This is a genomic window from Pontibacter chinhatensis (genome assembly GCF_900113285.1).
GTDB lineage: Bacteria > Bacteroidota > Bacteroidia > Cytophagales > Hymenobacteraceae > Pontibacter > Pontibacter chinhatensis.
The window spans coordinates 182,504-208,312 of sequence record NZ_FOOT01000006.1 but is presented as its reverse complement, the minus strand read 5'-3'; the positions used below and the strand labels follow the sequence as shown (position 1 = coordinate 208,312).

At 53.8% G+C, this 25,809-nt stretch carries 23 protein-coding genes; 10 read left to right on the top strand and 13 right to left on the bottom strand.

Translation table 11 applies throughout. From position 1 onward, the window contains the following. Window positions 1-353: 353 nt before the first annotated feature. Together BM040_RS17330 and BM040_RS17325 are read right to left on the bottom strand one after the other, a co-directional pair. On the bottom strand, window positions 354-1,973 hold the full coding sequence (locus tag BM040_RS17330; protein ID WP_092104173.1) for a M1 family metallopeptidase: 1,620 nt from the start codon (window positions 1,971-1,973) through the stop codon (window positions 354-356). A gap of 44 nt (window positions 1,974-2,017) precedes the next feature. Then, window positions 2,018-3,271: an exo-beta-N-acetylmuramidase NamZ family protein gene (locus BM040_RS17325; RefSeq protein WP_092104171.1), complete on the bottom strand. Its 1,254-nt coding sequence runs from the start codon at window positions 3,269-3,271 to the stop codon at window positions 2,018-2,020. A gap of 214 nt (window positions 3,272-3,485) precedes the next feature. Here BM040_RS17325 and BM040_RS17320 point away from each other — a divergent pair, with 214 nt between their 5' ends. Continuing rightward, a complete protein-coding gene (locus tag BM040_RS17320; protein WP_217646791.1) occupies window positions 3,486-4,460 on the top strand; it encodes a zinc-dependent alcohol dehydrogenase family protein in 975 nt (324 codons plus the stop codon). A 30-nt stretch (window positions 4,461-4,490) separates the two neighbouring features. Here BM040_RS17320 and BM040_RS17315 read toward each other — a convergent pair whose 3' ends face one another. From BM040_RS17315 to BM040_RS17300, 4 genes are all read right to left on the bottom strand, one after another. After that, a complete protein-coding gene (locus tag BM040_RS17315; protein WP_092104167.1) occupies window positions 4,491-4,949 on the bottom strand; it encodes a YbhB/YbcL family Raf kinase inhibitor-like protein in 459 nt (152 codons plus the stop codon). 129 nt (window positions 4,950-5,078) lie between these two features. Next, window positions 5,079-6,092, bottom strand: coding sequence for an LLM class flavin-dependent oxidoreductase (locus tag BM040_RS17310; RefSeq protein WP_092104164.1), 1,014 nt, complete (start codon window positions 6,090-6,092; stop codon window positions 5,079-5,081). A gap of 144 nt (window positions 6,093-6,236) precedes the next feature. Further along, window positions 6,237-6,791 carry an SAM-dependent methyltransferase gene (locus BM040_RS17305; RefSeq protein WP_092104162.1) on the bottom strand — a complete coding sequence of 185 codons (555 nt, stop codon included), beginning with the start codon at window positions 6,789-6,791 and terminating at the stop codon, window positions 6,237-6,239. A gap of 174 nt (window positions 6,792-6,965) precedes the next feature. Beyond that, window positions 6,966-8,381, bottom strand: coding sequence for an APC family permease (locus BM040_RS17300; RefSeq protein ID WP_092104160.1), 1,416 nt, complete (start codon window positions 8,379-8,381; stop codon window positions 6,966-6,968). A 320-nt stretch (window positions 8,382-8,701) separates the two neighbouring features. Here BM040_RS17300 and BM040_RS17295 point away from each other — a divergent pair, with 320 nt between their 5' ends. The 4 genes from BM040_RS17295 to BM040_RS17280 all read left to right on the top strand — a co-directional run bounded on the left by BM040_RS17295 (window position 8,702) and on the right by BM040_RS17280 (window position 13,126). Then, complete coding sequence (locus tag BM040_RS17295) at window positions 8,702-10,183, top strand: trypsin-like peptidase domain-containing protein (RefSeq protein WP_092104158.1); 1,482 nt, start codon at window positions 8,702-8,704, stop codon at window positions 10,181-10,183. 130 nt (window positions 10,184-10,313) lie between these two features. Continuing rightward, on the top strand, window positions 10,314-11,426 hold the full coding sequence (locus BM040_RS17290) for a CapA family protein (RefSeq protein WP_092104156.1): 1,113 nt from the start codon (window positions 10,314-10,316) through the stop codon (window positions 11,424-11,426). Window positions 11,427-11,453: 27 nt separating this feature from the next. After that, complete coding sequence (locus BM040_RS17285; RefSeq protein WP_092104154.1) at window positions 11,454-11,870, top strand: archease; 417 nt, start codon at window positions 11,454-11,456, stop codon at window positions 11,868-11,870. Between the two features lie 263 nt (window positions 11,871-12,133). After that, the gene (locus tag BM040_RS17280) at window positions 12,134-13,126 is read left to right on the top strand and encodes a 2-hydroxyacid dehydrogenase (RefSeq protein ID WP_092104152.1); all 993 of its coding nucleotides are present in this window, start codon (window positions 12,134-12,136) and stop codon (window positions 13,124-13,126) included. A gap of 5 nt (window positions 13,127-13,131) precedes the next feature. On the opposite strand, the gene BM040_RS17275 is transcribed toward BM040_RS17280, so the two are convergent. After that, window positions 13,132-14,289 carry a putative sensor domain DACNV-containing protein gene (locus BM040_RS17275; RefSeq protein WP_092104150.1) on the bottom strand — a complete coding sequence of 386 codons (1,158 nt, stop codon included), beginning with the start codon at window positions 14,287-14,289 and terminating at the stop codon, window positions 13,132-13,134. 171 nt (window positions 14,290-14,460) lie between these two features. Between BM040_RS17275 and BM040_RS17270 the strand changes: the two genes are divergently transcribed. Further along, the gene (locus BM040_RS17270) at window positions 14,461-15,483 is read left to right on the top strand and encodes an alcohol dehydrogenase catalytic domain-containing protein (RefSeq protein ID WP_092104148.1); all 1,023 of its coding nucleotides are present in this window, start codon (window positions 14,461-14,463) and stop codon (window positions 15,481-15,483) included. Window positions 15,484-16,160: 677 nt separating this feature from the next. Here BM040_RS17270 and BM040_RS17265 read toward each other — a convergent pair. Beyond that, a complete protein-coding gene (locus BM040_RS17265; protein ID WP_092104145.1) occupies window positions 16,161-16,856 on the bottom strand; it encodes a protein-L-isoaspartate(D-aspartate) O-methyltransferase in 696 nt (231 codons plus the stop codon). Window positions 16,857-17,218: 362 nt separating this feature from the next. On the opposite strand from BM040_RS17265, the gene BM040_RS17260 reads away from it, so the two are divergent. Further along, window positions 17,219-18,742, top strand: a complete 1,524-nt coding sequence (locus BM040_RS17260) for a S41 family peptidase (protein ID WP_092104142.1) — start codon at window positions 17,219-17,221, stop codon at window positions 18,740-18,742. A gap of 50 nt (window positions 18,743-18,792) precedes the next feature. On the opposite strand, the gene BM040_RS17255 is transcribed toward BM040_RS17260, so the two are convergent. Then, complete coding sequence (locus tag BM040_RS17255) at window positions 18,793-19,863, bottom strand: porin (protein ID WP_175491104.1); 1,071 nt, start codon at window positions 19,861-19,863, stop codon at window positions 18,793-18,795. Window positions 19,864-20,103: 240 nt separating this feature from the next. Between BM040_RS17255 and BM040_RS17250 the strand changes: the two genes are divergently transcribed. Then, window positions 20,104-20,289: a hypothetical protein gene (locus tag BM040_RS17250; RefSeq protein WP_092104138.1), complete on the top strand. Its 186-nt coding sequence runs from the start codon at window positions 20,104-20,106 to the stop codon at window positions 20,287-20,289. Between the two features lie 250 nt (window positions 20,290-20,539). Beyond that, a complete protein-coding gene (gene ypfJ, locus BM040_RS17245) occupies window positions 20,540-21,442 on the top strand; it encodes a KPN_02809 family neutral zinc metallopeptidase (RefSeq protein ID WP_092104136.1) in 903 nt (300 codons plus the stop codon). Between the two features lie 100 nt (window positions 21,443-21,542). On the opposite strand, the gene BM040_RS17240 is transcribed toward ypfJ, so the two are convergent. Continuing rightward, a complete protein-coding gene (locus BM040_RS17240; RefSeq protein WP_092104134.1) occupies window positions 21,543-22,013 on the bottom strand; it encodes a hypothetical protein in 471 nt (156 codons plus the stop codon). 205 nt (window positions 22,014-22,218) lie between these two features. On the opposite strand from BM040_RS17240, the gene BM040_RS17235 reads away from it, so the two are divergent. Next, entirely contained in the window at window positions 22,219-23,031 is an 813-nt protein-coding gene (locus BM040_RS17235; RefSeq protein ID WP_175491103.1) for an endonuclease/exonuclease/phosphatase family protein, read from the top strand. A gap of 71 nt (window positions 23,032-23,102) precedes the next feature. Here the strand turns inward: BM040_RS17235 and BM040_RS17230 are convergent, their stop codons facing one another. From BM040_RS17230 to BM040_RS17220, 3 genes are all read right to left on the bottom strand, one after another. Then, window positions 23,103-23,357 (bottom strand): hypothetical protein, encoded by a 255-nt coding sequence (locus BM040_RS17230; protein WP_092104132.1) that lies wholly within the window; start codon window positions 23,355-23,357, stop codon window positions 23,103-23,105. A 1,010-nt stretch (window positions 23,358-24,367) separates the two neighbouring features. Next, window positions 24,368-24,805: a hypothetical protein gene (locus BM040_RS17225; RefSeq protein WP_092104130.1), complete on the bottom strand. Its 438-nt coding sequence runs from the start codon at window positions 24,803-24,805 to the stop codon at window positions 24,368-24,370. 78 nt (window positions 24,806-24,883) lie between these two features. After that, entirely contained in the window at window positions 24,884-25,798 is a 915-nt protein-coding gene (locus tag BM040_RS17220) for a sterol desaturase family protein (RefSeq protein ID WP_092104128.1), read from the bottom strand. Window positions 25,799-25,809: the final 11 nt, after the last annotated feature.

Sequence of the window (25,809 nt, the reverse complement as noted above, 5' to 3'; positions counted from 1 at the left end):
TCCTTTGCTACCCTTCGGTCGCAATGCCTCTACAGCGGCACCAGAAATCTACAAGGCGCTCATCCCAAAGGCTGGGAAGCATTCAATAGCCGCTGCCCTTACTGTCATCTCGACCTTTAGGAGAGATCTCTTTAGGATTCCAGATAGATCTCTCGCGCTGCTAGAGATGACAAAAAAGTGTGGGTACAAACTCCCTCCCCTGTTTTTAGGGGAGGGCTGGGGAGGGGTGAAGAGTTCCCCGCCTTAGACAAGGAGGGGCTAGGGGTGGTTGGACCCAGTACTAATATAAAACTCCCACCTCTAAGAACTGAGAAGGGAGTCTATACTTAAGAAAATGAGAATGATACCTGCCTCTACAACGTACTTTCTCCCGCCACCACATTCTTCAGGTACCAGCCCTTTTCATCCACTACAGGGGCAGTTTTAGAAGTAACCTCCACGGGCTTATTACTTAGATCCAGGCGTTGGGTGCCGGAGTCGATTCTAACCTCCATGGGCAGGGTAAAATTGATGTTGGGGATTCGGATAGTATAGCTGTTCCCGGACTTTTGCTCTATGACTACTTCCGGCACTTCGGTGGTGCGTAAGTATAAATTGAAGAAGGGCTTGATGTCGCGGCCGGTTTCTTTGGTGAAAAACTCCTGCAGGTCGGCGGTTTTAACTTGATTCTTATAGGTATAGGCCGGATCCAGAATAAACTTTTTAAGGGTGCGGAAGAAAACCTCATCGCCGAGCATGTAGCGGAGCGAGTGCATGATATAGGCGCCCTTGGAATAAATCTCGCCATGGTAGGCCTCATCTGAGTCCACATCGTTCTCGCGCATGATGATGGGGTTGCGGTTTGGGATGTTTTTGGCGATCAGCTTGACGTGCCTCAGGTATGCTTCGTGTCCGGCATGCTCCTCCACGAAAAGCCAGTCGCCATAGGTGGTCAGGCCTTCCTGAATCCAGAAATCAGCCCAATCCTTCACGCTCACTTTGTTTCCCCACCACTCGTGGCCTAGCTCGTGGTGCAGCAGGTGGTCGTAGGGTGCGTCGCCAACGGTTGTAAAGCGGAATTTATTTCCATAGGCGTTGATGGTCTGGTGCTCCATGCCCAGGTAGGGTGTCTCCACAATGCCTACTTTCTCCTTCTGGAACGGGTACTCGCCAAAGTATTTCTCCTGTGTTTTCAGGCTGATTTCGAGTATATTCATCAACTCTGGTGCCTTGGCTGCATTTTGTTTGAGCAGGTAAATGACCATGGGCACCGTGTTGCCTTCCACAGTCGTGTAATCGCGGCGGGTAATTTCAAAGTCGCCTACCGTAAAGTTGATGCCGTAGTTATTGATGGTGTAATTTGTCTTCCAGTGGTAGGTGATCAGGTTCCCTTTCTTCTTCTCCGACACCAGCAGACCGTTTGCCGCTACCTGGTAGGGGGCAGGTACCGAGATAAACTGCTCCACGCCCTCATCCGGCTCATCAGAAGGATGGTCCTTGCAAGGCATAAAAATCTTAGCTCCCTCGTTCTGTGACGACAGGCCAATCCAGTGCTTGCCGTTTCCATCTTTGGTAAACGTGAAGCCACCCTGCCACGGCGGGTTCACGGCTTCGGGAGGGGTGCCGGCATAGTCCACCGTCACCGTCAGGCGCTGGCCGGGTTGGTACGTTTTCTTCAGCTGCACATCCAGCAGATCGGTGGCCCGGGTATAGGTCGCTTTCCTGCCATCCACCTTTACGCCGCTCACCTTGTAGGCGTCAATCAGGTTCAGCCTTATTTTATCGGTTGGCGCCACCAGTTCCACCACGGCATCCGCCGAACCACCGATTTTCTGTTCTTCAGGCGATACAGTTAGCCGAAGGGTATAGTGCTTCACATCGAACGCTGCCTGAACGGGGTCCAATGGGCCGCCCCAGGTCCAGTTTTGCTCCTGTGCCTGTGCAGTGGTAAGGCAAAGTGCTGTAAAAAGCGATAGGAAAAAGTGTTTCTTCATCAGGTAGCTTCCTGTTTATACTTAAAGTAGGGACGAATTTCAGATTAATAAAGTAGGTACTGCTGGCGTACCTTTCGGAAGTTAGCCAGGTCCTTGTCCCACTGTTTTACGATTTCCTGCGGCGAAAGTCCGGCCTGCAATTGCTCACGTATTTTTGGGGTGCCCCACAGCTTGTCCATGCGGCCCTCGCGCCACTCCAACTGCTCGGGGTACAAGGTCTTCAGGGCGTGCAGGATGTAAACCCCGGCCTTGGCTGACTCAAAGGCATCCCGGTCCGTTACCACCATTTCAGCGCCAGAGCATTGCTCCCCCATAAACTTGGGAGGCCAGATTTTGATGCCATCCACGATGCTATCCGGTACAAACGAAACCGGGCGGAACTTCACGCCTTTTAGGCCATAGCTGTTGAGTTGGTTGGTTAGTTTTTGTCCGTCTATCCAGGTGGCGCCAATACGCTCGAAGGGGTGCAGGGTGCCGCGGGCCTCGGAAACATTGGTCCCTTCCAGCAGGCAGGTGGCTGGGTAAACGGCTGCCGTTGTCAGGGTCAGCATGTTGGGCGATGGCTTTACCCAAGGCAATTGCGTGTCGTCGTACCACTGCTGGCGGCTATAGTGCTGCATCGGGATAACCGTGAGTTTTGCCTGTGGCAGCTTGCGTTTGGCGCGTTCGCCGTTAAACATGGTGGCCAGTTCGCCCACCGTCATGCCATGCACCACAGGCAGTTGTCCCACGCCGCTTACGGGCTCCCCCGGCTCGCCGCCAATCGGGCCATCCACATACACCGCGCTAATGGCGTTGGGCCTGTCCAGGATGATATAGGGTTTCCCCTGCTCAGCGGCAGCCTCCAGCACATGGTTCATAGTGGCGATATACGTATAGAAACGGGCTCCGATATCCTGAATGTCGAAGATGAGCACATCCACCTTTTGCAGCATCTCGGCGGTTGGCTTGCGTGTTTTGCCATATAAGGAGATAACGGGCAGTCCGGTTTTGGCATCGGTGCCGCTGGCTACATGCGTATCCTGGTCCCCGCGGATGCCGTGCTCTGGCCCGAACAGGGTGGTCAACTTCACGTCTTTGCGGGCGTGCAGCACGTCAACCAGGTGACGGCCATCGGGCAGCAGTCCGGTATGGTTGGTTACCAGTCCGATGCGTTTGCCTTTAATCAAAGGTAAAAACTCTTTCGTGAGCAGGCGCTCGGCACCGATTACAACACGTGGGGCTGCTGCAGGGGCTGCAAAGGCAGTGCTGAGGCCAAGTATCAGCCAAAGCAACAGGAGAGGACGTAGGTATTTCATCGGGTTAATATAGTGTTTTAGGTATTAGTCTCAAAACCGCTCTGTCGCAAGGTTACGGGCTCTAAAAGTAAACCTAACCTCGTATAACCTATGAGGTAACGTGGCTCGGTAAACCGACTGCAATAATCGACCCTCCTCCGAAACGGAAGTATAAAGTATGGCAGTACAACCAGAACCAGAAGCGTAGCAGACTCTCCCGGCCAGCATGCAGGCCATGGTGCTGGAACGGCCCGGCGGTCCGCTGAAGTATAAAACGGTTCCGGTGCCGCAGCCTGCGCCCGGGCAGGTGCTCATCCAGGTAAAAGCCTGCGGCGTGTGCCGTACCGACCTGCACATCCTCGACGGCGAACTGGACAAACCTAAACTTCCCCTCATCATGGGCCACGAAATAGTGGGTATTGTGGTGGGCACGGGTCCTCGCGTGGCTACAGTGAAGTTAGGCGATGCGGTTGGCGTGCCGTGGCTCGGTTATACTTGTGGCAGGTGCAGGTACTGCCTTAAAGGAAAAGAAAACCTCTGCGAAAATGCCGCTTTTACCGGGTACACCCTGGATGGGGGCTATGCCGAGTATACGGTTGCCGATGAACGCTACTGCTTTAAACTTTCGGGAGAGGCAACTCCGGCAACAGCCCCGCTACTCTGTGCCGGACTCATCGGCTACCGCTCTTACAGCATGATGGGGGAAGGGGTGGAAAAACTGGGCATTTACGGGTTCGGGGCCGCGGCGCACATCCTTATTCAGGTGGCCCTTTTCGAGGGGAAGAAAGTATACGCCTTTACGCGTGCGGGTGATGTGGAAGCACAGGAATTTGCCCGCAGCCTTGGCGCCGTTTGGGCGGGGGATTCCACGCAGCCTGCTCCGCAGCCGCTGGATGCCGCTATCATTTTTGCCCCAGTAGGGGCGGTGGTACCCAAGGCTTTGCAGGATGTGGACAAGGGCGGCGTGGTGGTGTGCGGGGGTATTCATATGAGTGATATCCCGGCCTTCCCGTACCGTATTCTTTGGGAAGAGCGGGTGCTGCTCTCGGTGGCCAACCTTACCCGCAGTGACGGCGCTCGATTCCTGCCTTTAGCGGCTCAGGTGCCGGTGCAGACAGAAGTACAGCTATATCCGCTACTGCAGGCCAACGTGGCGCTGGAGGATTTAAGGCAGGGCAAGGTGAGGGGAGCCGCTGTACTGGTGCCTTAAAAGTATAAATCAGTTGAAGGTATGCCGGGCTCAGGTATGGTGGCTGAAAAGCCCCATCAGTTCTCCGGTTCCGATAATATGGTTTTCCATCTGCGCCAGCACATCGTCGCGGGTGCTGGCTGGGGGCAGGGACAAGCGGGTGTCCAGAGCGTAGAGCCTGAAAAAATAGCGGTGCGTTCCGATAGGGGGGCAGGGGCCGCCATACTTTGCCTCGCCAAAATCATTCATGCCTACCGTGCCGGGGGTACTATTTTCTTCAATCGTGTGCAAGAGCGGCATGTCGTACACCAGCCAATGTGTCCAGTTTCCGCTGGGGGCGTCAGGGTCATTTACATGCAGTACAAGGCTTTGGGTGCCTTCCGGGAAATCGCCAATCTCCAGCGGCGGGTTTACATCTTCCCCATCACAAGTAAACTTTTCGGGGATGGTGTCGCCGGCGCTGAAGGCGGGGCTGCTTAGCTTCAGGTTCTCGATAACGTTGGTTTCCATAATGATAGGTGTGGTAAAATTGGTACTCCCCTTATACGAGAACGGGTATAAAAAAATCCGATGCCGCACCGCTATACTGTAAAGGCATACAGCATGTGGGTGCAACATCGGATTGACTGGTGGGAAAGCTTATTTTTTGGCTAATTCCGCCAGCAATTCATAAGAGCGGAGCCGCGCCTTGTGCTCGTAAATGTGCGAGGCAAACATCAGCTCATCTACCTGTGTCTCGGCCAGGAAAGCTTCTATTTCTTCTTTTACCGTGGCCGGCGAGCCGGTGAACGTATAGCGCAGCATCTGGTGCACGGCATATTTCTCGTTCTGGCTCCAGAGGCCTTCCATACTATCCACGGGCGGTTGCTGCGGGTTAGCCGTGCCGCGTATCACGTTCAGGAAAGACTGGTAAAGCGTGGTAGCCAGTTTCTCCGCCTCGGAGTCCGTGTCGGCCACCACGCCGTTTACGCAGGCGATGGCGTAGGGCTCCTTCAGGTGCTCGGATGGCTGGAAGGTGTCGCGGTAAATTTTGAGGGCTGCTTGCAGGGCAGCCGGCGCAAAGTGGCTTGCAAAGGCAAAGGGCAGCCCGAGCATGGCGGCCAGCTGCGCGCTATAGGTGCTGGAGCCCAGCAGCCATATCGGCACTTCCAGGCCCTGGCCAGGAATGGCACGCACTTTGGCTTCGGGGTCTACGGGGCCGAGGTAGTACTGCAACTCCTGCACGTTTTTCGGGAAATCATCCACGTCGCCGCGCAGGTCGCGTCGCAGGGCCATGGCCGTCAGGCCGTCAGTGCCGGGAGCGCGGCCCAAGCCCAAATCTATGCGGCCAGGGAAAAGCGACTCCAGCGTACCAAACTGCTCGGCCACCACCAGCGGCGCGTGGTTGGGCAGCATAATCCCCCCGGAGCCTACGCGTATACTTTTGGTGCTGCCGGCAATGTGCCCGATAAGGACCACGGTGGCAGAACTGGCAATGCCCGGCATGTTGTGGTGCTCGGCCAGCCAGTAGCGTTTGTAGCCCAAAGCTTCCACGTGGCGGGCCAGGTCTGCACTGGTTCTGAAGGCATCAGTAGCGGTTTTACCTTCCTGTATCGGCACCAGGTCCAGCACAGATAAGGCAATATCAGACAACGTCTTGTTGTTACTGCTCATATTTCACTTCGGTTATTACGGTACAAGTATAAAAAAGCAGCCCGGACACATATGCCTGGGGCTGCTTGTTTATTAAGACACGTAAGTACCGTGTTTTGTTTTCAGAAATCAGGAGCCAGTACCTAACTACTGGCTTGCTGCTGCTTATTTCTTTTCCGGGATGGTCCAGAAGTAGATCTTGGCGCCGTCTACCTCAATGGTTTTCTCAGGCTCCCAGTCGCCCATGTCGAAGGCGTGGGACACGATGCGGGTACCGGGCTTGAGTTGTTCCATCAAAATAGGGCGGAGCTTCATGTTCACAGCAGGCAGCAAGTACAAGGTTACTACGGTGGCCTCACTGACGTCAGCATCAAACAGGTCGCCTTCTATAAAGCGCACCTTGTCGGTAACACCTGCCTCACGGGCATTCTTGTTGGCTTCTGCAATGCGGTCCGGATTGATGTCGATGCCTGTGCCGGTGGCACCAAAGTTTTTGGCGGCGGTAATCACAATGCGCCCGTCGCCGCAGCCCAGGTCATAGATCACGTCGTTCTTCTTTACATCCGCCATTTTCAGCATGGCATCCACCACGGCCTGGCGGGTAGGAACATACGGCACATCGGGTGTGCGCTTCATGGTGGCGGTTTCCTGGGCATGTACCAGTACAGTGGCGCACAGCAGGGCCAGCATCGTAAACAGAGTGTTAGTAAGAATTCTCATAGGCTTGCTTTTAAAGTATGATTATGGGTTAAGGAAAAAAAGCAACGTATAAAAGGTGCCGTAACTGTGTGCTATGCGCCAGGGTAGTAAGTAGTTGCAGTGGCAGGTGCCGGAAATTTTACGTCATACTTCTACGAATGGTACAAGGCTACAGTTTTGCCCCTACTGTCGGAACTACTTATTACTTACGCGCTTGTTAAGGCCCGGCAGGGCCAACAGCAGGAGCACCCCTATAAAAAGCACCGCCACACCCACCAGCGCACCCAGGCCCGTGTACATCAGGCTGGAATAAAGCAGGTAAGCGCTCGTCAGGCAGAAGATGAAAGGGGTGATGGGGTAGAGCGGCACACTGAAAGGGCGGGGCCGGTCCGGCTCCTTGCGTCGCAGCACAAAAAGTGAGACGCCCACCAACAGCAGGAAAAACCAGAAAACTGGTGCCGTATACTCCACAATCGTTTCAAAGCCGTTCCGGGTCAGGTAGCCCAGGCCCACCAGCGCCAGCGAAATGGCGCCCTGCACCAGAAAGGCGTTTACCGGTGAGGATGTTTTCTCGTTCCACTTGCCCAGAAAGCTGAAAAACGGCACGTCGCGGCCCAGCGCATAGTTGGTGCGGGCACCAGTAAAAATGGTGGCGTTAGCCGAAGTGAGCGCCGCCAGTGCCACTATCAGGCCGATGAGCACCAGCCCACCCTCCCCGAAAACAACCCGCACCAGGTCGCCTGCCACGGCATCCGAGGATGCCATGCCACCCATGCCTAGTACGTTGAGGTAGGCAAGGTTTATGAGCACGTAAATGGCCGTGATAATGACGATGCTCAGGATCATCACGCTGGCCATGCCTTTACGGCCGGAGCGCAATTCTGCAGATATGTAAGCGGCCTCATTCCATCCTCCGAAAGTGAGCAGCACAAACACCATGGCCAGGCCCATGGAGGTAGTACCTGTGTGAGGCGTGGCAGGACTGGCAACTGCGGCATCAGGAACAAAAATCAAGCCCGCTGCAATCACGATCAGAATGCCCAGTATTTCCAGGGCCGTCAGCAGTTTTTGTGTGCCTGCGCCCATACTTACGCCCATGATGTTGATCCCGGTCAGCACTATCACCACCAGCGCCGCATACAGCACCGACGATAACTCCCCGATGCTGAAAATCTGGGCCAAATAATCGCCGATGATAAAGGAGAGCAGGGCAATCGAACCGGTTTGAATAACGCTCATGCGGGCCCAGGCAAAGAGAAAGGCTGGTTTCCTGCCGAAGGCACGGGTCAGGAAGTGATAGTCGCCGCCGGCGTTGGGGAAGGTAGTGGTAAGCTCAGCATAGCACAGTGCCCCTATCAATGATACCAAGCCACCCAGCAGCCAGACTCCTATGAACATCAACCCGCTTTCGGTATTGGCTGCCACCAGGGAAGGGGTCCGGAAAATGCCGGCACCCACCACAATGCCCACAATAACGGCGATGGCGTCTAACCTGCCAAGCGCAGGCCTGGGGGCCGCCTCTGTTTCAGATGTCGTTTCGGGGGCAGCATAGCTCGGTGACACATTGGTAGCATTTCTTGTACCTGCCGGTACATCCCTGTAGTCTTCCATAGGCTTGTGGTTAAAGTCACGCTGAGGCCAACCAGAGGAGATTTCCCTGGTCAGGTGCTTTTGTACGGTAAAGATTTGATAATAGCGTAGTTACGTGCCTTTTTATCCAATCTTTAGCCCATACGCATTTTACCGGGGAAGGTATACATGGCCAACATCGCTCTTTATACTTTAAGGCCGGCTCATTACCGCCCAAAACCATTGCCATGAGCCACTCGTTACCAAATAGGTTCAGTGAGCCAGTTCTGTCCGGCACCGAAGTATAAATCTGTTAGAGGTCTGGTTATCCCGCACAAGTATAAATGTAGCATTATCTGCCCATGAGGAACACCGGTTCAGTTTTTCTGGCTGCCCTGCTGGCCGCAATGCTGGCTGTGGCTGGCTTCTGGTTTGTGAGTACGAGGGTCGGCAACGGGCAGGAGCATCCGCTGGTTTTAAGCAGCAACGGTGCCCGCACGATTTCATCGTCCGGCTACCCCGATTTTGTGGACGCCGCCTCGCTGGTGACGCCTGCCGTTGTACACGTAAAGACGACTTATGCCACTACTGCCTCCGGCCGTTCCTACCTGGATTTGTTTGGCTTGCCGCAATCACCGGAGCCGGCAACCGGTTCCGGTTCGGGCGTGCTCCTCACCCCGGACGGCTACATCGCCACCAACAACCACGTGGTGGATAATGCCTCGGGGATAGAGGTGGTGCTGCCGGACAAGCGCAGCTTCGAGGCAAAGCTCATAGGCGTAGACCCTAGCACCGATCTGGCCCTGCTGAAGGTGGATGGGCAGGAGCTGCCCTACGTCGCGCTGGGCAACTCCGACAGCGTGCAGGTGGGAGAGTGGGTGCTGGCCGTGGGCTACCCGCTGTCGCTTAGCTCCACGGTTACGGCAGGCATTATCAGCGCCAAGGGCCGCAGCATCGGCATCCTCAACCAGCCCAGTCAGGGTGGCTTTGCCGATCCGCAGCAGGCAGGAAACACGGCCATAGAGTCTTTTCTGCAAACCGATGCCGCCATTAACCCCGGAAACAGTGGGGGTGCCCTTATCAATGCCAGCGGACAGCTTATCGGCATCAACACGGCCATTGCCTCGCAAACAGGAAGCTACGCCGGCTACGGGTTTGCCATTCCGGTGAACCTGATGCAGAAAGTGGTGGAGGACCTGCGCAAGCACGGGCAGGTAAAACGCGGCTACCTGGGCGTGAGCTTTCCGGCGCCTGCCGTGGAAGACCAAATCCTGAAGGAGCGCGGCATCGATCCGGCAACGGTGAAGGGAGTCTACATCATGGGTGTGCAGCCAAACAGCGCCGCCTCCGCTGCCGGGTTAGAGGAAGGGGACATCATCCAAAGTATAGATGGCGTTGATGTTGGCTCTTCGGCAGGGCTATCGGAGCGGATTGCGCGTCACTATCCGGGCGATAAATTGGAAGTGACTTACCTGCGCGATGGCCGTTCCCGCTCGACTAGCGTGGTGCTGAATGGGGATGAGGAAGCAGTGGCTGGAACGGAGGGAGAGGGAGCAGGGCTACAGGCCAAACTCGGTGCGACCTTTGAACCGGTGCCCGATCAGGTGAAGCAACGCTACGGCCTGCGCTCGGGTGTGTATGTAGCGGAAGTGCAGCGAGGGGGCTTTTTCGACACGGCCGGTATTCCGCGCGGCACCATCATTACCAGCGTGAACGGCAGGCGCGTAAACAGCGTGGCTGACATGGACCGCGCCATCAACTCCTCCCGCAGCGGTTCGGTGCGCCTGAACGGCATCACGCCGGATGGATCCAGCTTTGTTATCAGTATCCCGCTGAGCGCGTAAAGTATAAAGTGGCGGGATGTTGCTTTGCGCAGGGTGGATTATCCTTCTCTGGAAAGCGGGGAGATCGCACCTGTGTACCACTGCTGGCGGAATTTTATACTTGGCGTGGGGAGCTATAGCCGGAAAGAAGATGGGCGACGATACCTCTTTGCTTACCCTTTTCCTGTGTGGCGACGTGATGACCGGGCGTGGCCTGGACCAGGTGCTGCCTGTATCCGTTGACCCGCAACTTTATGAAGCCTATGTGCAGGATGCCCGTGACTACGTGCGGCTGGCCGAGCGGAAGAACGGGGAAATCAGCAAGCCGGTTGCCTATACTTACCCCTGGGGCGACGCGCTGGAAGTATGGGACCGGGTAAAACCGCAGGCCCGCATCATCAACCTGGAAACAAGCATCACCACGCACCCGCAGCCCTGGCCCGGCAAGCAGGTACAGTACCGCATGCACCCGAATAACGTAAAACTGCTCAATGCCGCAAGTATAAACATTGCCACCCTGGCCAACAACCACACCCTGGACTGGGGCCGCCCCGGGTTAGCGGAAACCCTGCAGGTGTTGCACCAAGCCGGGATAAGCACGGCAGGAGCGGGGCAAAACCTGAAGGAGGCGCAGCAACCGGCCGTGCTGCCCTTGCCGCAGGGGCGGTTGATCGTTCTGGCCTATGGCTCCCCGAGCAGTGGTGTTTACCCGGAATGGGCTGCCGGCCCTAGCCAATCCGGAATAAATTTTTTACCTGACCTCAGCCAAGGCACCCTGCAAAGTATAACTACGTATCTTAAAAATGTAAAAAAGCCAGGCGATGTGGTAATCTTCTCCGTGCACTGGGGCGGTAACTGGGGATATGATATTCCGGCCGCTCACCGGGCGTTTGCCCACCGGCTTATCGAAGAGGCAGGCGTGGATGCGGTGTTCGGGCACTCGTCGCACCACCCCATGGGCCTGGAAGTATACCGGGGCAAGATGATTATGTACGGTGCCGGCGGTTTCATAAACGATTACGAGGGGATTGCAGGGCACGAGCCCTTCAGGAGCGACCTTTCGCTGATGTATTTCCCGGTGCTGGAGCCGGCTACCGGCCGGCTGGTGTCGCTGCGGATGGTGCCGCTGCAGATACGCATGTTCCGGCTGCATTACGCCAGCGAAGAAGACAATGCGTGGCTGGCCCAAGTGCTGCACCGGGAAAGTATGAAGTTTGGTACTGCTGTAAAAAGGCAGGGTAAGTATTTGGTGCTGGAGTTTTAGTCTGGGGAGGATGTTGCCTATGAGAACATGAATAAACTAACTTACCTGCCGCAAGCGGCCAACAAGTGTTTAAAAGTGGAGGCTGATACGCCGGAGGAGTTGTTTCTAGGCACCTTGCAAGGGATGGCAAACCTTTTAAAAGAAGGGAGCTGCGGCGGAGATATCCCCAGCCAGCTCATCCACAAAATAAGCATCTGCTCAGCAGACTTTACGTCCCTGCTCATGGATTTCCTCTGCCAGACCCTGAACCTAAGCCAGAGCTACAGTGCTGTTTTCTGCAAACTAAGTATAGACCAGCTCGAAACTACAAGTATAGACGGGTGCCTGTACGGGCATTACGTGGAGGAATTCATCCACGAGATTAAATCCATTGAAAGCCCGGAAGGAACGGTGCAGCAGCCAGAAACCGGCACCTGGGAAACAGCTCTGGTTTTCGGGATTTAGTGCCTGATTCTATACTTTAGATGAAACCCTTAGGCATCGAAAGTATACTTGGGCAGAAGCAAAACCTAGATATTTTACTTACCTGAGTTGCGATCAACCCACCCCTAACCCCTCCGAGGAGGGGAATCATATGACACTTGCAGAAACTCCCCTCCTCTGGACTAACCAAAACGCAAGTTTTGAGTTAGCGAGCGTAGCTCTAAGGGGTGGGTTTCCATTTTCACACTGATATAAATTTCATATTGAGTTTTATACTTTCAGGTATGGAAGTCACGTTTTTCAGCTCCAAAGTATACGACAGGCAGTTTTTCGAGGCCGAGAACAAGCGCCTTAAGCACAGACTCACGTTTCTGGAGGCGCCGCTGAACGAGCGTACCGCCGTCATGGCCGGAGGAGCGGAGGCAGTGTGCATTTTTGTGAATGACTTGGCCAGTGCACAGGTACTGCAGCAGCTGGCCACGGGAGGCACCAGGTTGGTGGCCCTGCGCTGCGCCGGTTTTAACAACGTAAACCTGAAAGCCGCTTCGGATCTGGGGCTGAAAGTGGTGCGCGTGCCGGCCTACTCACCTTATGCGGTAGCTGAGCACACGGTGGCCCTTATCCTGACCCTGAACCGCAAAACCCACCGCGCCTACAACCGCGTGCGCGAAGACAATTTCGCCCTCACCGGCCTGATGGGCTTCGACCTGCACGGCAGAACGGTGGGGCTGATAGGCCTGGGCAAAATCGGCCTGGTGACCGCCCGCATCCTGAAGGGCTTTGGCTGCCAGGTGCTGGGTTACGATGTACGGGAGAGCGAGGAAGCAAAAGCCATCGGAGTAAACTATACTTCGCTGGACGAACTTTACCAGCAATCCGACATCATCTCGCTTCATTGCCCGCTCACGCCCCAAACTTACCACCTGATAAACGAGGCCTCCATCACCCGGATGAAGGAAGGTGTGATGCTAATCAATACCAGCAGAGGCGCTATCATCAATGCCAAAGCCGTCATAAAAGGGCTTAAAAGTGGAAAAATTAAATACCTGGGCCTGGATGTGTATGAGGAGGAGGCGGATCTGTTTTTCGAGGATCTGTCGGATAAGGTGATTCAGGATGACGTGTTTATGCGCCTGCTCTCGTTCAACAACGTGCTTATCACCGGACACCAGGCATTTTTTACAACGGATGCCATGCAAAGTATAGCGCAGACAACGCTGCAGAACATTACAGACTTTGAGCAGGGTAAGGTACTGGCAAACCAGATTTTGCCTTGATTATACTACAACAACAGCGTGTCGATGCGGTGGGCATGCACCATATGCTTGCTCTGGGACCAGGCAAAAATCGTGAAGCTGCCATCCTGGGAGGCAACCAGGGCTACCGCATCGTGCTGGTCGTGCACAAATTGAGCTGCGGAGAGGTGCCGCATGCCTCCGTGCTGCGAAGGATGTATGGTTTGGGGCTGGCTGCCGACAACAGGCTCTGTAAAGAGTATCTGCTCGATGGGATCGTAATCTATACGCCGCCTTATTTTTACCCCGAAAGCAAGCAGCTCATAGGCATCTGTAAGGAGGGTGGCGCCGTCGATGGCGGTGAGCCCTGCAATGCTGGATACTTCCCGCCGGAGAGCCTCGCGCCAGCGGCTTCGCTTTTTTACCTGCTCGTCCTGCTTCATCAGCTCCGCAAAACCACTGAAGGCAGGCTCCACAGCATACTTGAGCGGATAAACTACAGATTGCTGCCAGGCAGTGGTGCCCGCTGGCACCACCAACAGGGTGCCGCCCCGGTGGTGCATCTGCATCGAAACAGCCAATTGTATAAGTATGTTGGAGTGGCGGTCCGGGGAGTTGAACCCTAACAGCGAGGTAAGTAGCTCCGGGCAGTCGGGAAGGCGGGCGCTGCTTTCATCCACCAGCTTTATCTGGTCGCCTTTCAGCACGGCCACGTTGGCAAATTTCCCCAGGCTGTTGGCCCGCTTATACTTTACCACCAGCAGGCCCGGCTCAGGCACGTCCACGATAAAGCAGTTGCTGGGAATGGCGTGCGTAATGCCCCACACGTATAACTCTCCTTTGTCGTGCCACACGCCCAGGTGTATGCCTGGTCGCTCCACGCCGGGTGCAATCTTAGTCAGTGCCTCCGGTTTCAGGGGCATGCGATGGCCAAATAAAACCGGTTGCTCCACATCCGCAGGAGACAGAAAAGCCAGGGAAATCTTAGGTGCCAGCCCCTCCTCCCGCCGCAAACTGGCCCAGAAGGCGCTGTCGATGATAGCCTCTATTACCTCCCGGGAAGGCGCAGGTATCTTTTGCATTTCTTCCTGCTCACTGGAGGCGATTTTGCGGGCGAAATACGCTTCTACCGCAGGGGCCACCGTGCGCGCAGCCTGGTAAGTAGCCTTGTGCTGTAGGGAGAAAGGGGAAGGAGGGTATTGCATAGCAGCGAAAGTATAGACTAAGGAACGGTACAACTATACGCATTTATACTTTAACGAGCTATCCTTAATTTTTATACTTCAAAGCCTCGCTGCCTCCGGTTTAAAGTATGAAACCCATTGCTTACCTTCACGTTCCGAGCAAACTATCCTATAACCTTAACCGCCCTGCAAATGCTTCAACGCCAGGTATACCGCATGCCCAAAGCCGGCTCCATTAACCACCTCAAACTGCAAACCGAGGAACTTGGGCCACCAATGGCCGACGAAGTATGCGTAGCGGTGCGGGCCATCGGGCTGAACTTTGCCGATGTGTTTGCCATGCAGGGGCTCTATAGCGCTACTCCCGAAGGGCCGTTTATACCTGGTCTCGAGTTCTCGGGGGAGGTGGCGGCGGTGGGCGAGGCCGTGCAGGAGTGGCAGGTGGGTGACCACGTGATGGGAGTAACCAAGTTTGGAGGTTATGTCTCGCATATCAACATTAACCACCGCTATGTGGTGGCGCTGCCGGATAGTTGGAGCTTTGAGGAAGGAGCGGGTTTTCTGGTGCAAGGGCTCACGGCCTATTATGCGCTGACGGAGCTCGGTAACCTGCAGCAGGGGATGACGGTGCTGATTCACAGCGCGGCCGGAGGCGTGGGCATTCTGGCCAACCGCATCAGCAAAAAGTATGGCGCCTATACCATTGGCACGGTAGGGCAGCCGGGCAAAGTGGATTTTCTGCGCCAGCACGAGGGCTACGACGCGGTTATACTTCGGGATAATGATTTTTATGTTAAGCTGAAAGAGGCCCTGGGGGAGCGTGAACTGCGTCTGATCATGGAGTGCATCGGAGGCAAGGTGCTGGCTGAAGGATGGAAGGCCATGGCCCCGATGGGCCGGATGGTGGTGTACGGCAACGCCAGCTTCTCCAGCCACAGCAGCCGCCCCAATTACCCGCGCCTTATCTGGAAGTACCTCTGGCGGCCTAAGATTGACCCGTTGCGCCTGCCCACTGAAAACAAGTCGCTGATGGGCTTTAACCTGATTTACCTCTACGAGCAAACCGACATGATGCACCGCCTGCTGCGGGAGCTACAGGCATTGGATCTGCAGCCCCAGCACGTCGGGCATGTGTACGAATTTAACCAGATGCATGAGGCGATCCGGCTTTTCCAGCGGGGGCAGTCAGTAGGGAAGGTGGTGGTGAAAGTATAGGATTTATACTTACTGGTTTATACTTTATACTTCAGCTGGCGCGAGCTTGTAGCTCGTGCACTCCTTTAAATAATGCTCTGAGCTATACTTTCTTATCTACCGCTTCCTTCTATTTGAGGCAAGCTATCCTCTCTAGCTGCCGTTCATCCTCCAGATTTACATAAGCTACTGTTGCATTTATACTTTGGAGCTCTCAAGCCCGAGAGGGCTCGCCTTCGGGCATCGCGCTGTCTACATTTCCTGCCCTCGTGCCTCGGGCTGCCTGCGGCACCGGAAATCTAGAAGGCGCTCAACCCAAAGGCTGGGATAAGGTCGATAGCCACGGCTGACGGAACTCCAGCCAAAGTCCCCCTTCGAAGGGGGCTGGGGGATGTAATCGCCTGCAGATAATTCCCCTCCTCTGGACTAGCCAAAACGGGAGTTTTGAGCTAGCGAGCGTAGCTCTAAGGGGTGGGGTAATACTTTGTAGGGACAGGTCGCGACCTGTCCGCGCGAGAACCGTGGCTATACAACTTATACTTTAGCCAAAGCAGTTACAGACTCCCTTCCTTGGTCAAGGAGGGGTAGGGGTGGTTGGACCCGGTACTGCAAAAATTGAAGAAAGGTAAGGAAAGGGGAACGACTATTCCAGACATCAACCAAAGCATCCAAAAACCACCATACACAAACTATAACCCCTACTTCTTATCCCCACCCGTGAACGGCACAAACAGCACAGGCAGCAGCTTCTGGGTAGTTACCTTGCCTTTCCTCTTCTCGAGGAGCAGGAGTGTCTGGGTGCCGTTCTGCGGGCCAACCGGAATGACCATACGGCCGCCTTCTTTCAGTTGTGCTACCAGCGGCGGAGGCACTGCTTCAGCGGCGGCTGTTACCACGATGGCCTCAAAAGGGGCATGCTCCTCCCAGCCATGATAGCCGTTGCCAACTTTCACCTCAACGTTCTCATAGCCCAGTTGCTTCAGCCTTCTGGCCGCCGACTCTCCCAGTTCAGGTATGATTTCTATAGTATAAACCTGCTGCACGATTTCGGCCAGCACTGCCGCCTGGTAGCCATTGCCGGTGCCGATCTCCAGCACTTTCATGTGCGGCTTCGGCCGGATAACCTCCGTCATGTAGGCCACCATGTAGGGCTGCGAAATGGTTTGGCCGGAGCCGATGGGCAGGGGATTGTCCTCGTAGGCGTAGGCTACCTGGTCCGGGGGCACGAACAGGTGGCGCTCCACTGTGCGCATAGCCTTCAGCACAGCCTTGTCCGAAATGCCGCGCGCCTCGATGGATTGCTTCACCATGCGCTCTCTTTTTTCCTGAAAGCTATTCTGGGTTTGCAAAAGCAGCAGTAGAAACAGGAGCAGTGCAGAAAGAGGCGATACCATAAGTATAAAAGCTATGATTGGGCAAGTATAAAAAGGCAGCAATCTACGCTGGGTGCGTGCAGAGTATCCCTTATTTATACTTTGTGTGGCAGGATTAGTTCCGCACCTGATGTGGGCAAGCAGGCAGTAAAAAAGCAGCCTCACCTGGCACTGTTTCCTATGTTATACTTTGAAGCATTAGGATGCGGAGGAAAAAGCTACCTCCTAAGTTTACTCACCGCTCAGGCTGGCGTTCTGCAACCTTCGTTTTACTATATATAAAATTTATTTGCATCAAGACGGGCTATTATGCTACTTGCTAATTCGTTGAGCACTAGTTGATACGAGAGATAACCTTACTTGCCCGCAAGAACAATAGAACTATGAGAAAAAGCATTTACCTGGCTTACCTGTGCAGTGCGATAGCGTTGTTTGCCACCTGCAAGACAGTCGAAAAGGGAGAACCGGAACTGCCCGGAGTAGCCCTTTCCGAAGAGGGCATGCTGGCCGATTACCGCCTCTTCCGCGACCTGTATGAAAAAGCCAACCCCGGCCTCTACGACTTTCATCCGAAGGAGACGATTGACAGCCTCTTCCTGGCAAATGAGAAAAAGATAAACGAGCGCACCACTTACCAGGAGTTTTACAACATCATCTGGGGCGTGGTGGACTTTACAGGCAGCATCCACAACAACCTGTTTTACCCCGACACGCTGAAGAAGCAGCTCGAAGCACAGCCGATCTTTTTTCCACTGCCGGTGCTCTGCCTGAACAACGAGCTGCATAGTGCCAGCAGCCTCGGTGGCATCCCTGTGGCAAGTAAAATTGTGTCGGTAAATGGCATGAAGGCTGAGGAACTGCTGGAGAAAGCCTCTTTTTACAGGAGCACCGACGGGTATAACAAAACCGAAAAGTATGCCTCCATGGCCGGGGTTATCTCCTCGTGGTACATGTACCTGGCGCTCGGACCCCAGGAAGAATTTGTGGTAGCGTACGAAGACGACCAGCAGCAAGTGAAGCAGGTAACTTTACCGGCGGTGTCTTACGAAACCTTCAAAGAGACCCATGCCGCGCGCCATGCCAAACACCTGCAGGAGTTTGAGGAGCAGTATACTTTCCAACAGGTAGATAGCCTGAACACAGGTATCCTGACGGTGAATACCTTTGCCCTGGGAGGTCCGGGGGAAGCAAGCCACGTTCAGTATGCCGCCTTCCTGGATTCTGTTTTTACGTTCCTGAATCAGCGCGGTGTGCAGTATCTGGTGGTGGATGTACGCAAGAACGGTGGCGGAAACAACCCCAACCAAACCCTGCTGTTCTCCTACCTGACGGACCGCCAGTTCCGGATGACCACAACCGGCTATACCATCTTTAACCAGGTACACCACAAGCCGCACTACGTGGCAACCATGCCGGACGAGATTAAACTAGGGGAGGCGATGCTGCAGGAACAATACAGCGTACAACGCGACGGGAAGTTTTACCTGGCCGACAAGTATAACCCGGTTTTTTCGCCGCAGCAGAACCGCTTCCGCGACAACCAGTACCTGTTGGTGAGTCCCGATGTGGCCTCTGCCGGCTCCTTGTTTGCCAGTATGGTTAAAAGCGACCAAAAGGCGCAGGTGATTGGCGAGGAAACCGGAGGCGGCTACCTGTGGCACACCGGTAATTTCGGCATGGTGTACCGGCTGCCACACTCCGGGCTGCTCCTAAAGTTCTCGATTGTGAGCCTGGCACAGGACGTAAAGCCCCTCAACCACCAGAGGATAGGGCAGGGGATTATGCCCCATGTGGAGGTAAAGCTGACGCGGGAGGATTACCTGCAAGGCAGGGATACGCAACTGGAGTGGGTGCTGAACACGATTTATCAGCAGGTAACAGGCGCGCTATCACCTGTTGGAGAGTAAGTTCTCTGCTTACACCGCACGACCCCAAGCCCTACCTGCCAAGTATAAACTCAGAAGATATTTACAAAGTATAGCACGCCCACTGCGAACAGGTGTAGCTTCTGATTCGGGTTTGTTTCGGCTACCAGATCGTTGTAGCGGGTGGTATTGAAGTAGTAATAGGTAAACAGCCGCATGTCCTGGTTAGCAACGGGCTTGTACTCTATACCTGCCCAATAGCCATAGTGCTTTCTGAAATTGTCGCCGATGTCGTTGTTTTCGCGGTGGCTGGCCGTTTGGTAAAAGCCTTTGGCTGTGATGAACCACTTGGGTATAAACTCATAATCTACCCGAAGTATGGCAGACTTGTAGTTGATGTCCTGCTGAAAGGTTGGCGCGAATGCCGGTGAGGCTGCCAGGTAGTTATTGATGGCGGGCGAGCCGATATTAGGATAGTCTACAGACAGGGTGGCGCTATGCAGATCGAGGTAGGCGTTAAACCTGTCGAGCACCACCTTGTTGGCGATGGACACTGCGTGGTCTGTTTTATCCTCGGCAAACTGCGAAATATTGTAGCTGTAAAATGTCTGCCATCTGTTATCAAACATGTTTCCCAGCCAGGTAACGTATAAACCGAAAGGCGTTTTTGCCGGCTCCAACCCGTTTGCAGCGTAGCCCGCCGAAGTATAAGTTGTATTAAAGTCCTGGTTATAGGTGTTGTGCAACTGCAATTGGATGGAGTGATTGTCGGTGACCTCGTACCCCAGTTCCAATGCCAGCAGAAACAGGTTCAACTGCCTGCCCACAAATTCGGTGTACTGGTATTCAAAGGTGGGGTTTGTGTCCGCCTCCCAACTGCCTACGTTCGCGGCCTGCTTACCGGCTGTCAGGTGCCACTTCTTCTCCTTGCCGAACTGATACGTTACGTTGGCGTGGTCGAGTGCGCTCGGGGCATTGTCGAAGCTATTTCCGGCAAAACCTCTGTACAAGCGGTACCTCACCCGAAAACTTAAATCAGGGGTAATGTCGCCCCTCAACTCAAGCCGCGCCTCGTTCATTTTAACCGATGCCTGGTTGGAAGATCCACTCGGAAACTCTGCCGAACTTCGGAAATAGAAATTTAAGTCTATTCTGTCACTCAAGCTCAGCAATCTCTTTAAGGAAGGTTGCTGGATGATGGGATTGTTACCGGAGTTGGTGCTATCCATCAAGCTCTTCCTGATTTCAGTAACCTGAGCAAATAAAGACGGAACAATAAGTAGTTGAAAAATAAAAAAGAGGCAACATTTAATCATAAGCTGATAGTATAGACACTCCTGCAAAGCCTGTAAACCGCCGCATGTTTCCTTAGGGAACAAATTGCCGGTAAAACAGCAGTGAAAATGGCCGTTGACGCCCGCTGCTATATTCCTATTGCCCTAATCCTGATGTTCTGTCTGCCCATCCGGCGCCGTTTCCCTGGTGCCGATGCCATTGCTCCTGACACACGGTTCTATCTGCCTGATAACCTCGTGTTTGAAATAATCTTTGTTTACGTAATCCGGGATTTATTGAACACTGAGGAGTAGATCTGCTACTGGCTTGGTGATGTTTTTTGTGTTGGCTAACGTTCAGGTCACAAGGAATACGCTCTTGCTGCTGATACCTGCAACCACGGCGGGAAAAGGTGTAAATTCTCTCTCCTGCACGCCACTAAGGCCATTCGTTTAAACTGCGGGCATCCAAGTATAGCTGCCTGCGTTATACTGCAATATAGTGATAGGTTACCCCGGTTTACCTGTACATCGACAAACATTTAATCAATTGAAATAAATAACTATGAAATGGCGAGGCAGAAGAAAAAGCACCAACATAGAAGACCGTAGAGGGCAATCGGCAGGCGGCTTCGGAGGTGGGGGCAGAGGCATGAGTCCCATGCTGCTTATTCCTTTGTTCCGGCTCCTTTTCTCGAAAGTGGGGCTGATTATTGTAGGGGTGCTGTTGCTGCTGATGTTTTTGACAGGCACCAACCCGCTAGCGCTGCTGCAACAGTTTGTGGGCGGGGAACCGCAGTATGCCCAAACAACCGACTACCAGGCAAGCCCGGAAGAGCAGGCGCTGGCCGACCAGACGGCCGTGGTGCTGGCTGATACCGAGGATTTCTGGAGCAGTATGATACAAGGGTACAGAGAGCCCACGCTGGTACTGTTTTCGGGACAGGTGAACTCAGCCTGCGGCTTTGCTTCTGCTGCCTCAGGACCTTTTTACTGTCCGGGAGATGAGAAACTGTACCTCGATCTGAGCTTTTTTAAAGAAATGGAAGACCGGTTTGGGGCTGCAGGAGACTTTGCGCAGGCATATGTGGTGGGCCACGAGGTGGGGCACCATATTCAGAAAATCACGGGTACCATGGACCAGGTAAACGCCATGCGGGGCAGACTGTCGGAAACGGAGTTCAATAAACTGATGGTGAGGGTAGAGTTACAGGCCGATTTCTATGCCGGTGTGTGGGCGCACCATACCCAAAAATCAACCGGATTTATGGAGCCCGGCGACCTGGAAGAAGCCCTGAATGCGGCCAGCGCCATCGGCGACGACCGCCTTCAAAAGCAAGCCACCGGAAGAGTAGTACCCGACTCCTTCACCCACGGCACCTCAGCCCAAAGAGTACGCTGGTTTAGAAAAGGCTTCGAAACCGGCGATGTGTCGCAGGGCGATACCTTTAATGCTACGGAGTTATAGGGCTGAGATGTACCCATAACAAACGAGAAAGCCTCTCTAGGATTGGAGGGGCTTTTTATGTTCTTTGGCAGTATAAAGTGTTACAGATAAAACAGTAATGCTAACGACTATATCTTTCAATTATACTCTTTAGGTTATGTGGAAAGTATGGAGAGATCTCATTAGCCTCAGAAATGTAACCATCAGCAATTTCCTCACTCCAGTACTGCCTAGCCTCTTCATAGTATGGTAATGTTAGCCTTCTTAAAAACTCAACAGTTTCACCTATGTCCTCAACTTTCACTCCTTTACTTTGCTGTGGGTTTACATTTGGTTCAGGATCAAGCATGCCATAGAGCTGGATGACCATTGAATTATCCTTTAGCATGTTATTCAGGTGGTTGTCAGAAACATGATGATGATCGGCTAATATCATGCATCTTGTTTCATGGTGGCAAATGCGGAAGTTCTTATTAATCAGTTTGCCTTTTTGTTCATCATAATAGCATAACCATTCTACCCATCCAACTTCTGGCTTTTCAATGATTCCTGCGCATGTGTCGCAGATAAATTGTTTAAATGGTTCAAGCATTATTTTAGGTGCTAAAGCTGAACGATTGGATTATCTATACACTTGTATTTATCCCTTTTACAGAATCTAATGTACACAAAAATATAGTGTTATAATTAAAAAATATATAATTGTGTGTATGAATAGAATAGGAGAAGCCAATTATATAGCAAAACCCTGATATATTTTCTAGCTTATGGGCAGGAACACCAACTGTACTTATACCATGAAGCGACTCGCTATACTTTATACTTTTATACTCGGGGCATGCGTGGCCCTGTCGGGATGTGCCAGCAGCAGTACGGCCGTCACACAGGAGCCGGTAACGGAACTGCGGGTGATGAGCTATAACATCCACCACGCCAACCCGCCCATCCGGCCCGGCGTGATAGACCTGGATGCCATTGCCCGTGTTATCCGGGAGCAGAACCCGGACCTGGTGGCGCTGCAGGAGGTGGACGTGAACACCAGCCGCTCGGGCAATATTAACCAGGCAGTAGTTCTTGCCGAAAAGCTGGGCATGAACTTCTTCTTCGCCCGCGCCATCGACTTCGGAGGAGGTGAGTATGGCGTGGCTATACTTTCCAGGTACCCGCTCAGCGAGACCAGCCTGGTGCAGCTGCCCGAGGATGCCGCGCCGGAGGCAGAAGACCGCGTGCTGGCCACGGCCAACGTAACGCTGCCCGGTGGCAAAACCATCCGCTTCGGCAGCACCCACCTGGACGTGCAGAACGCCGCCAACCGCCTGCAGCAGGTGCAAACCATCAACCGCATTGCCGCCCAGGAGCATCTGCCGTTTATACTTGCCGGCGACTTTAACGACCTGCCCGAGAGTGCGGCCATCGCCGAACTCGACAAAGCGTTTACCCGCACCTGCCAATCCGACTGCGCGCCAACCATCCCCGTAGACGTGCCCACCCGCGCCATCGATTTCATCGCCTTCAGCAAAGCATCCGGCTTCAAGGTCGTGTCGCAGCAGGTTATCCCCGAGCGCTATGCCTCCGACCATTTGCCCGTGGTGGCTACGCTCCGGTTTTAGGGCATTTGCAGCTTCGCGCGAAAGTATAGCTTAACTCTTTGCGCATCGCCCGATAGCTTTTGTTAAAGGATTTAGGCCTGTTTGGTATACCGGCGGCGCAGCAGCGAGGCATTTCTTTTGCGGCGGTAGTAGCGCTTTATTTTACCAAGGCTGTGGCGCATTTTCTTTGGCCTCCGGTGGGGGTGGGGCAGGTGGCAGACCTGGCATTCAGGCTCCTCCATTTGCCTGAGCAGTTCAGGCATTTTGTCTTCTACCTGCCGCAGGTAAGCTAGTATGGTCAGTGTTCCGAAAATTCCAATCAGGGAAAGTATAAATGTTATAATCATGGTACGCTACTCAAATTTAAAAATGTGCTGCCTCCCCAAGTAGATCCCCGGGTTGATGTGGCAGCATGACGTGGTTATTTCCTAAAACCTATATACCAGTTTTATTATTGCATCCCGAAAACCTTTTTTAGTAAAGGGACGTAGGGAAGCGGCCTTGTTGGATTCGCCGGAGTGGGTAATGGAAGTATAGGTTAACCAGTTTTAGAGCATGAGTGGTTGATTTATACTTGTACTTTCACTGGCGTAAGCGTCAGCTTGTGCCTTTTGATAGTTTATACTTGAGTATACTTTATAGCCCTGCTTCCTATATCCTCTCGCTGGCGCGGGTTTGCAACCTGTGCCTACTTATGATCTTGGGTTTGTAACCCAACTGGCTTGAAAAGCCATATTTTATACTTTGGCTATACTTGCTGCTATTGATTCCTAGCCACCGCTTCCCGCAACTGGAGCTAAGCTATTCTTACTAGCTCCCGTTCATCCTCCAGGCTTACATACCTACAGTTTCATATCAGGCTTTGGCTCCCTCAAGGCCGGGAGGCCTCGTTTTCCCGCTCGGCGCTGGGAGCTTTTCCTGCCCTCGTGCCTCGGGCTGCCTGCGGCACCGGAAAAACTCGCATAGGCGCCTCCCAGAAAAACTGGGAAGCAGCTCGATAGCCACAGATAATACTGTCATCTCGAATGAAATGAGAGATCTGGAAAGAATTCCCGATAGTTCTCTCGCGCAGTTCGAGATGACAGGAGAAGGTGGCAAGTATAATTCCCCTCCTCGGAGGGGCTGGGGTGGGTTCATACTGTGTAGGGACAGGTCGCGACCTGTCCGCGCGAGAACTGTAATAATGAAACTTATACTTCAACCAAAGTAATGACAGACTCCCCTCCTTAGCCAAGGAGGGGCAGGGGTGGTTGGACCCGGTGCTACACAAGCTACTTTGCTTTGAGGAGAGGTAGCAAAAAAACAGCCGCTTCACCCTGGGGCGAAGCGGCTGCTATACTTTTATACTTTAATGGGCTTAGTTACCTGGCCAGGCGTTCCACGGAATGCGGCTCAGGATCAGGATAAGGCCGATGCCGTAGAAAATGGCAATGCTCTTGAAGCCTTTGTTTCCAGCTCCAATCTGGCGCTTTGCGCGGGCGTAGCCCACTGTAATCAGGACAACGGCGATAATCATGGTAAGCGGGTGCTCGAGAATGTAAAGCCTGGAAACAGAGTCTCCCATCGCCTCACCAGAGAAATTACTCATACCCAGTGGCGACACAAAGTATAAAATCACGCCGATAACCCACTGCAGGTGCGTCGGGATGAGGCCCAGCAGGCCGAGCTTTCTGTCTTTATCGCCAAAGTTCTTGTTGCCGAACCATCCGGCCAGGGCGGCCACAAAGCTGATGAGCAAACCTAACAGTACGAGGTAGCTCAAGAATGAATGAAGGTGCTGTATTCCTGTATACATGCTGTTGTTTTTTGGTGTTTGGTGTAAATATAGTGAATAAAAGATTAACAAAGGCCTGCCCGGTGACTTTCATCCGGCTCACACACGCTCTATTGTACGTGCATTTTCTTCCTGCGCCTGCGCCGCCTGCTTCTCTTTAAACGGGTGCCACTGCTGCTCCATAAACGAAGCCGGGTACTGCTCCACGTCCTCGAAGCCCAGTTCTATGTCGCGGCCGTCGGCGGGCAGGTAGGCGGTGCCGAAAAGGTAGTCCCACAGGCTCAGGCTGATGCCGTAGTTGGCCCCGTAGCGGCGCGGCATGTGCTTGGCATGGTGCCAGATGTGCATCTGCGGGTTGTTAAAAATATAACGCAGCGGACCCAGCGGCAGCTTCAGATTAGAATGGTTAAAGTGCCCGATGGCCGTGGCGAAAATGTGCACCAGGAAAAAATCCTGAATCCCGAAGCCAATCATGGCCAACGGAATATACTCCAGCGTGCGGTACACCACCGTTTCGCCCCAATGGAAGCGCAGGTGCGCGGCAAAGCCCATCTGCTGTACCGAGTGGTGCAGCTTGTGGAAACGCCACAGAAACTCGGAGCGGTGCAGCAGGCGGTGCACGTTCCACTGTATAAAATCGCGCACCACAAACAGCGTGAGCAGCTGCGCCCACACCGGCCAGCTTTGTACTTCAAAAGCCACCAGGTTCTCTACACCAAATAGCCCCAGCAGGTCATTAAAAGCCTCCACGCCAATGTTGGAGATGGCATTGAAGCCCACCAGCGAGAAGAGGAAAAAGTTGAAGAACATGTAAAAGCCATCGAGCCAGAAGTCCTGCCGGATGGGAGCCTGTTGGCGGCGCCAGGGCAGGAGCACCTCCAGCAGCCAGAAAAACAGCGAAAGGCCCACCAGCCAGTAAAAGTAGTTGCCCCAGCCAGGGTACAGGATTTCCCGCCACAGGTAGCCTGCGTAATCAGTGAAAGAAGAAATGAGGATATGCCAGTACTTTTCCATAAAGCATTAGA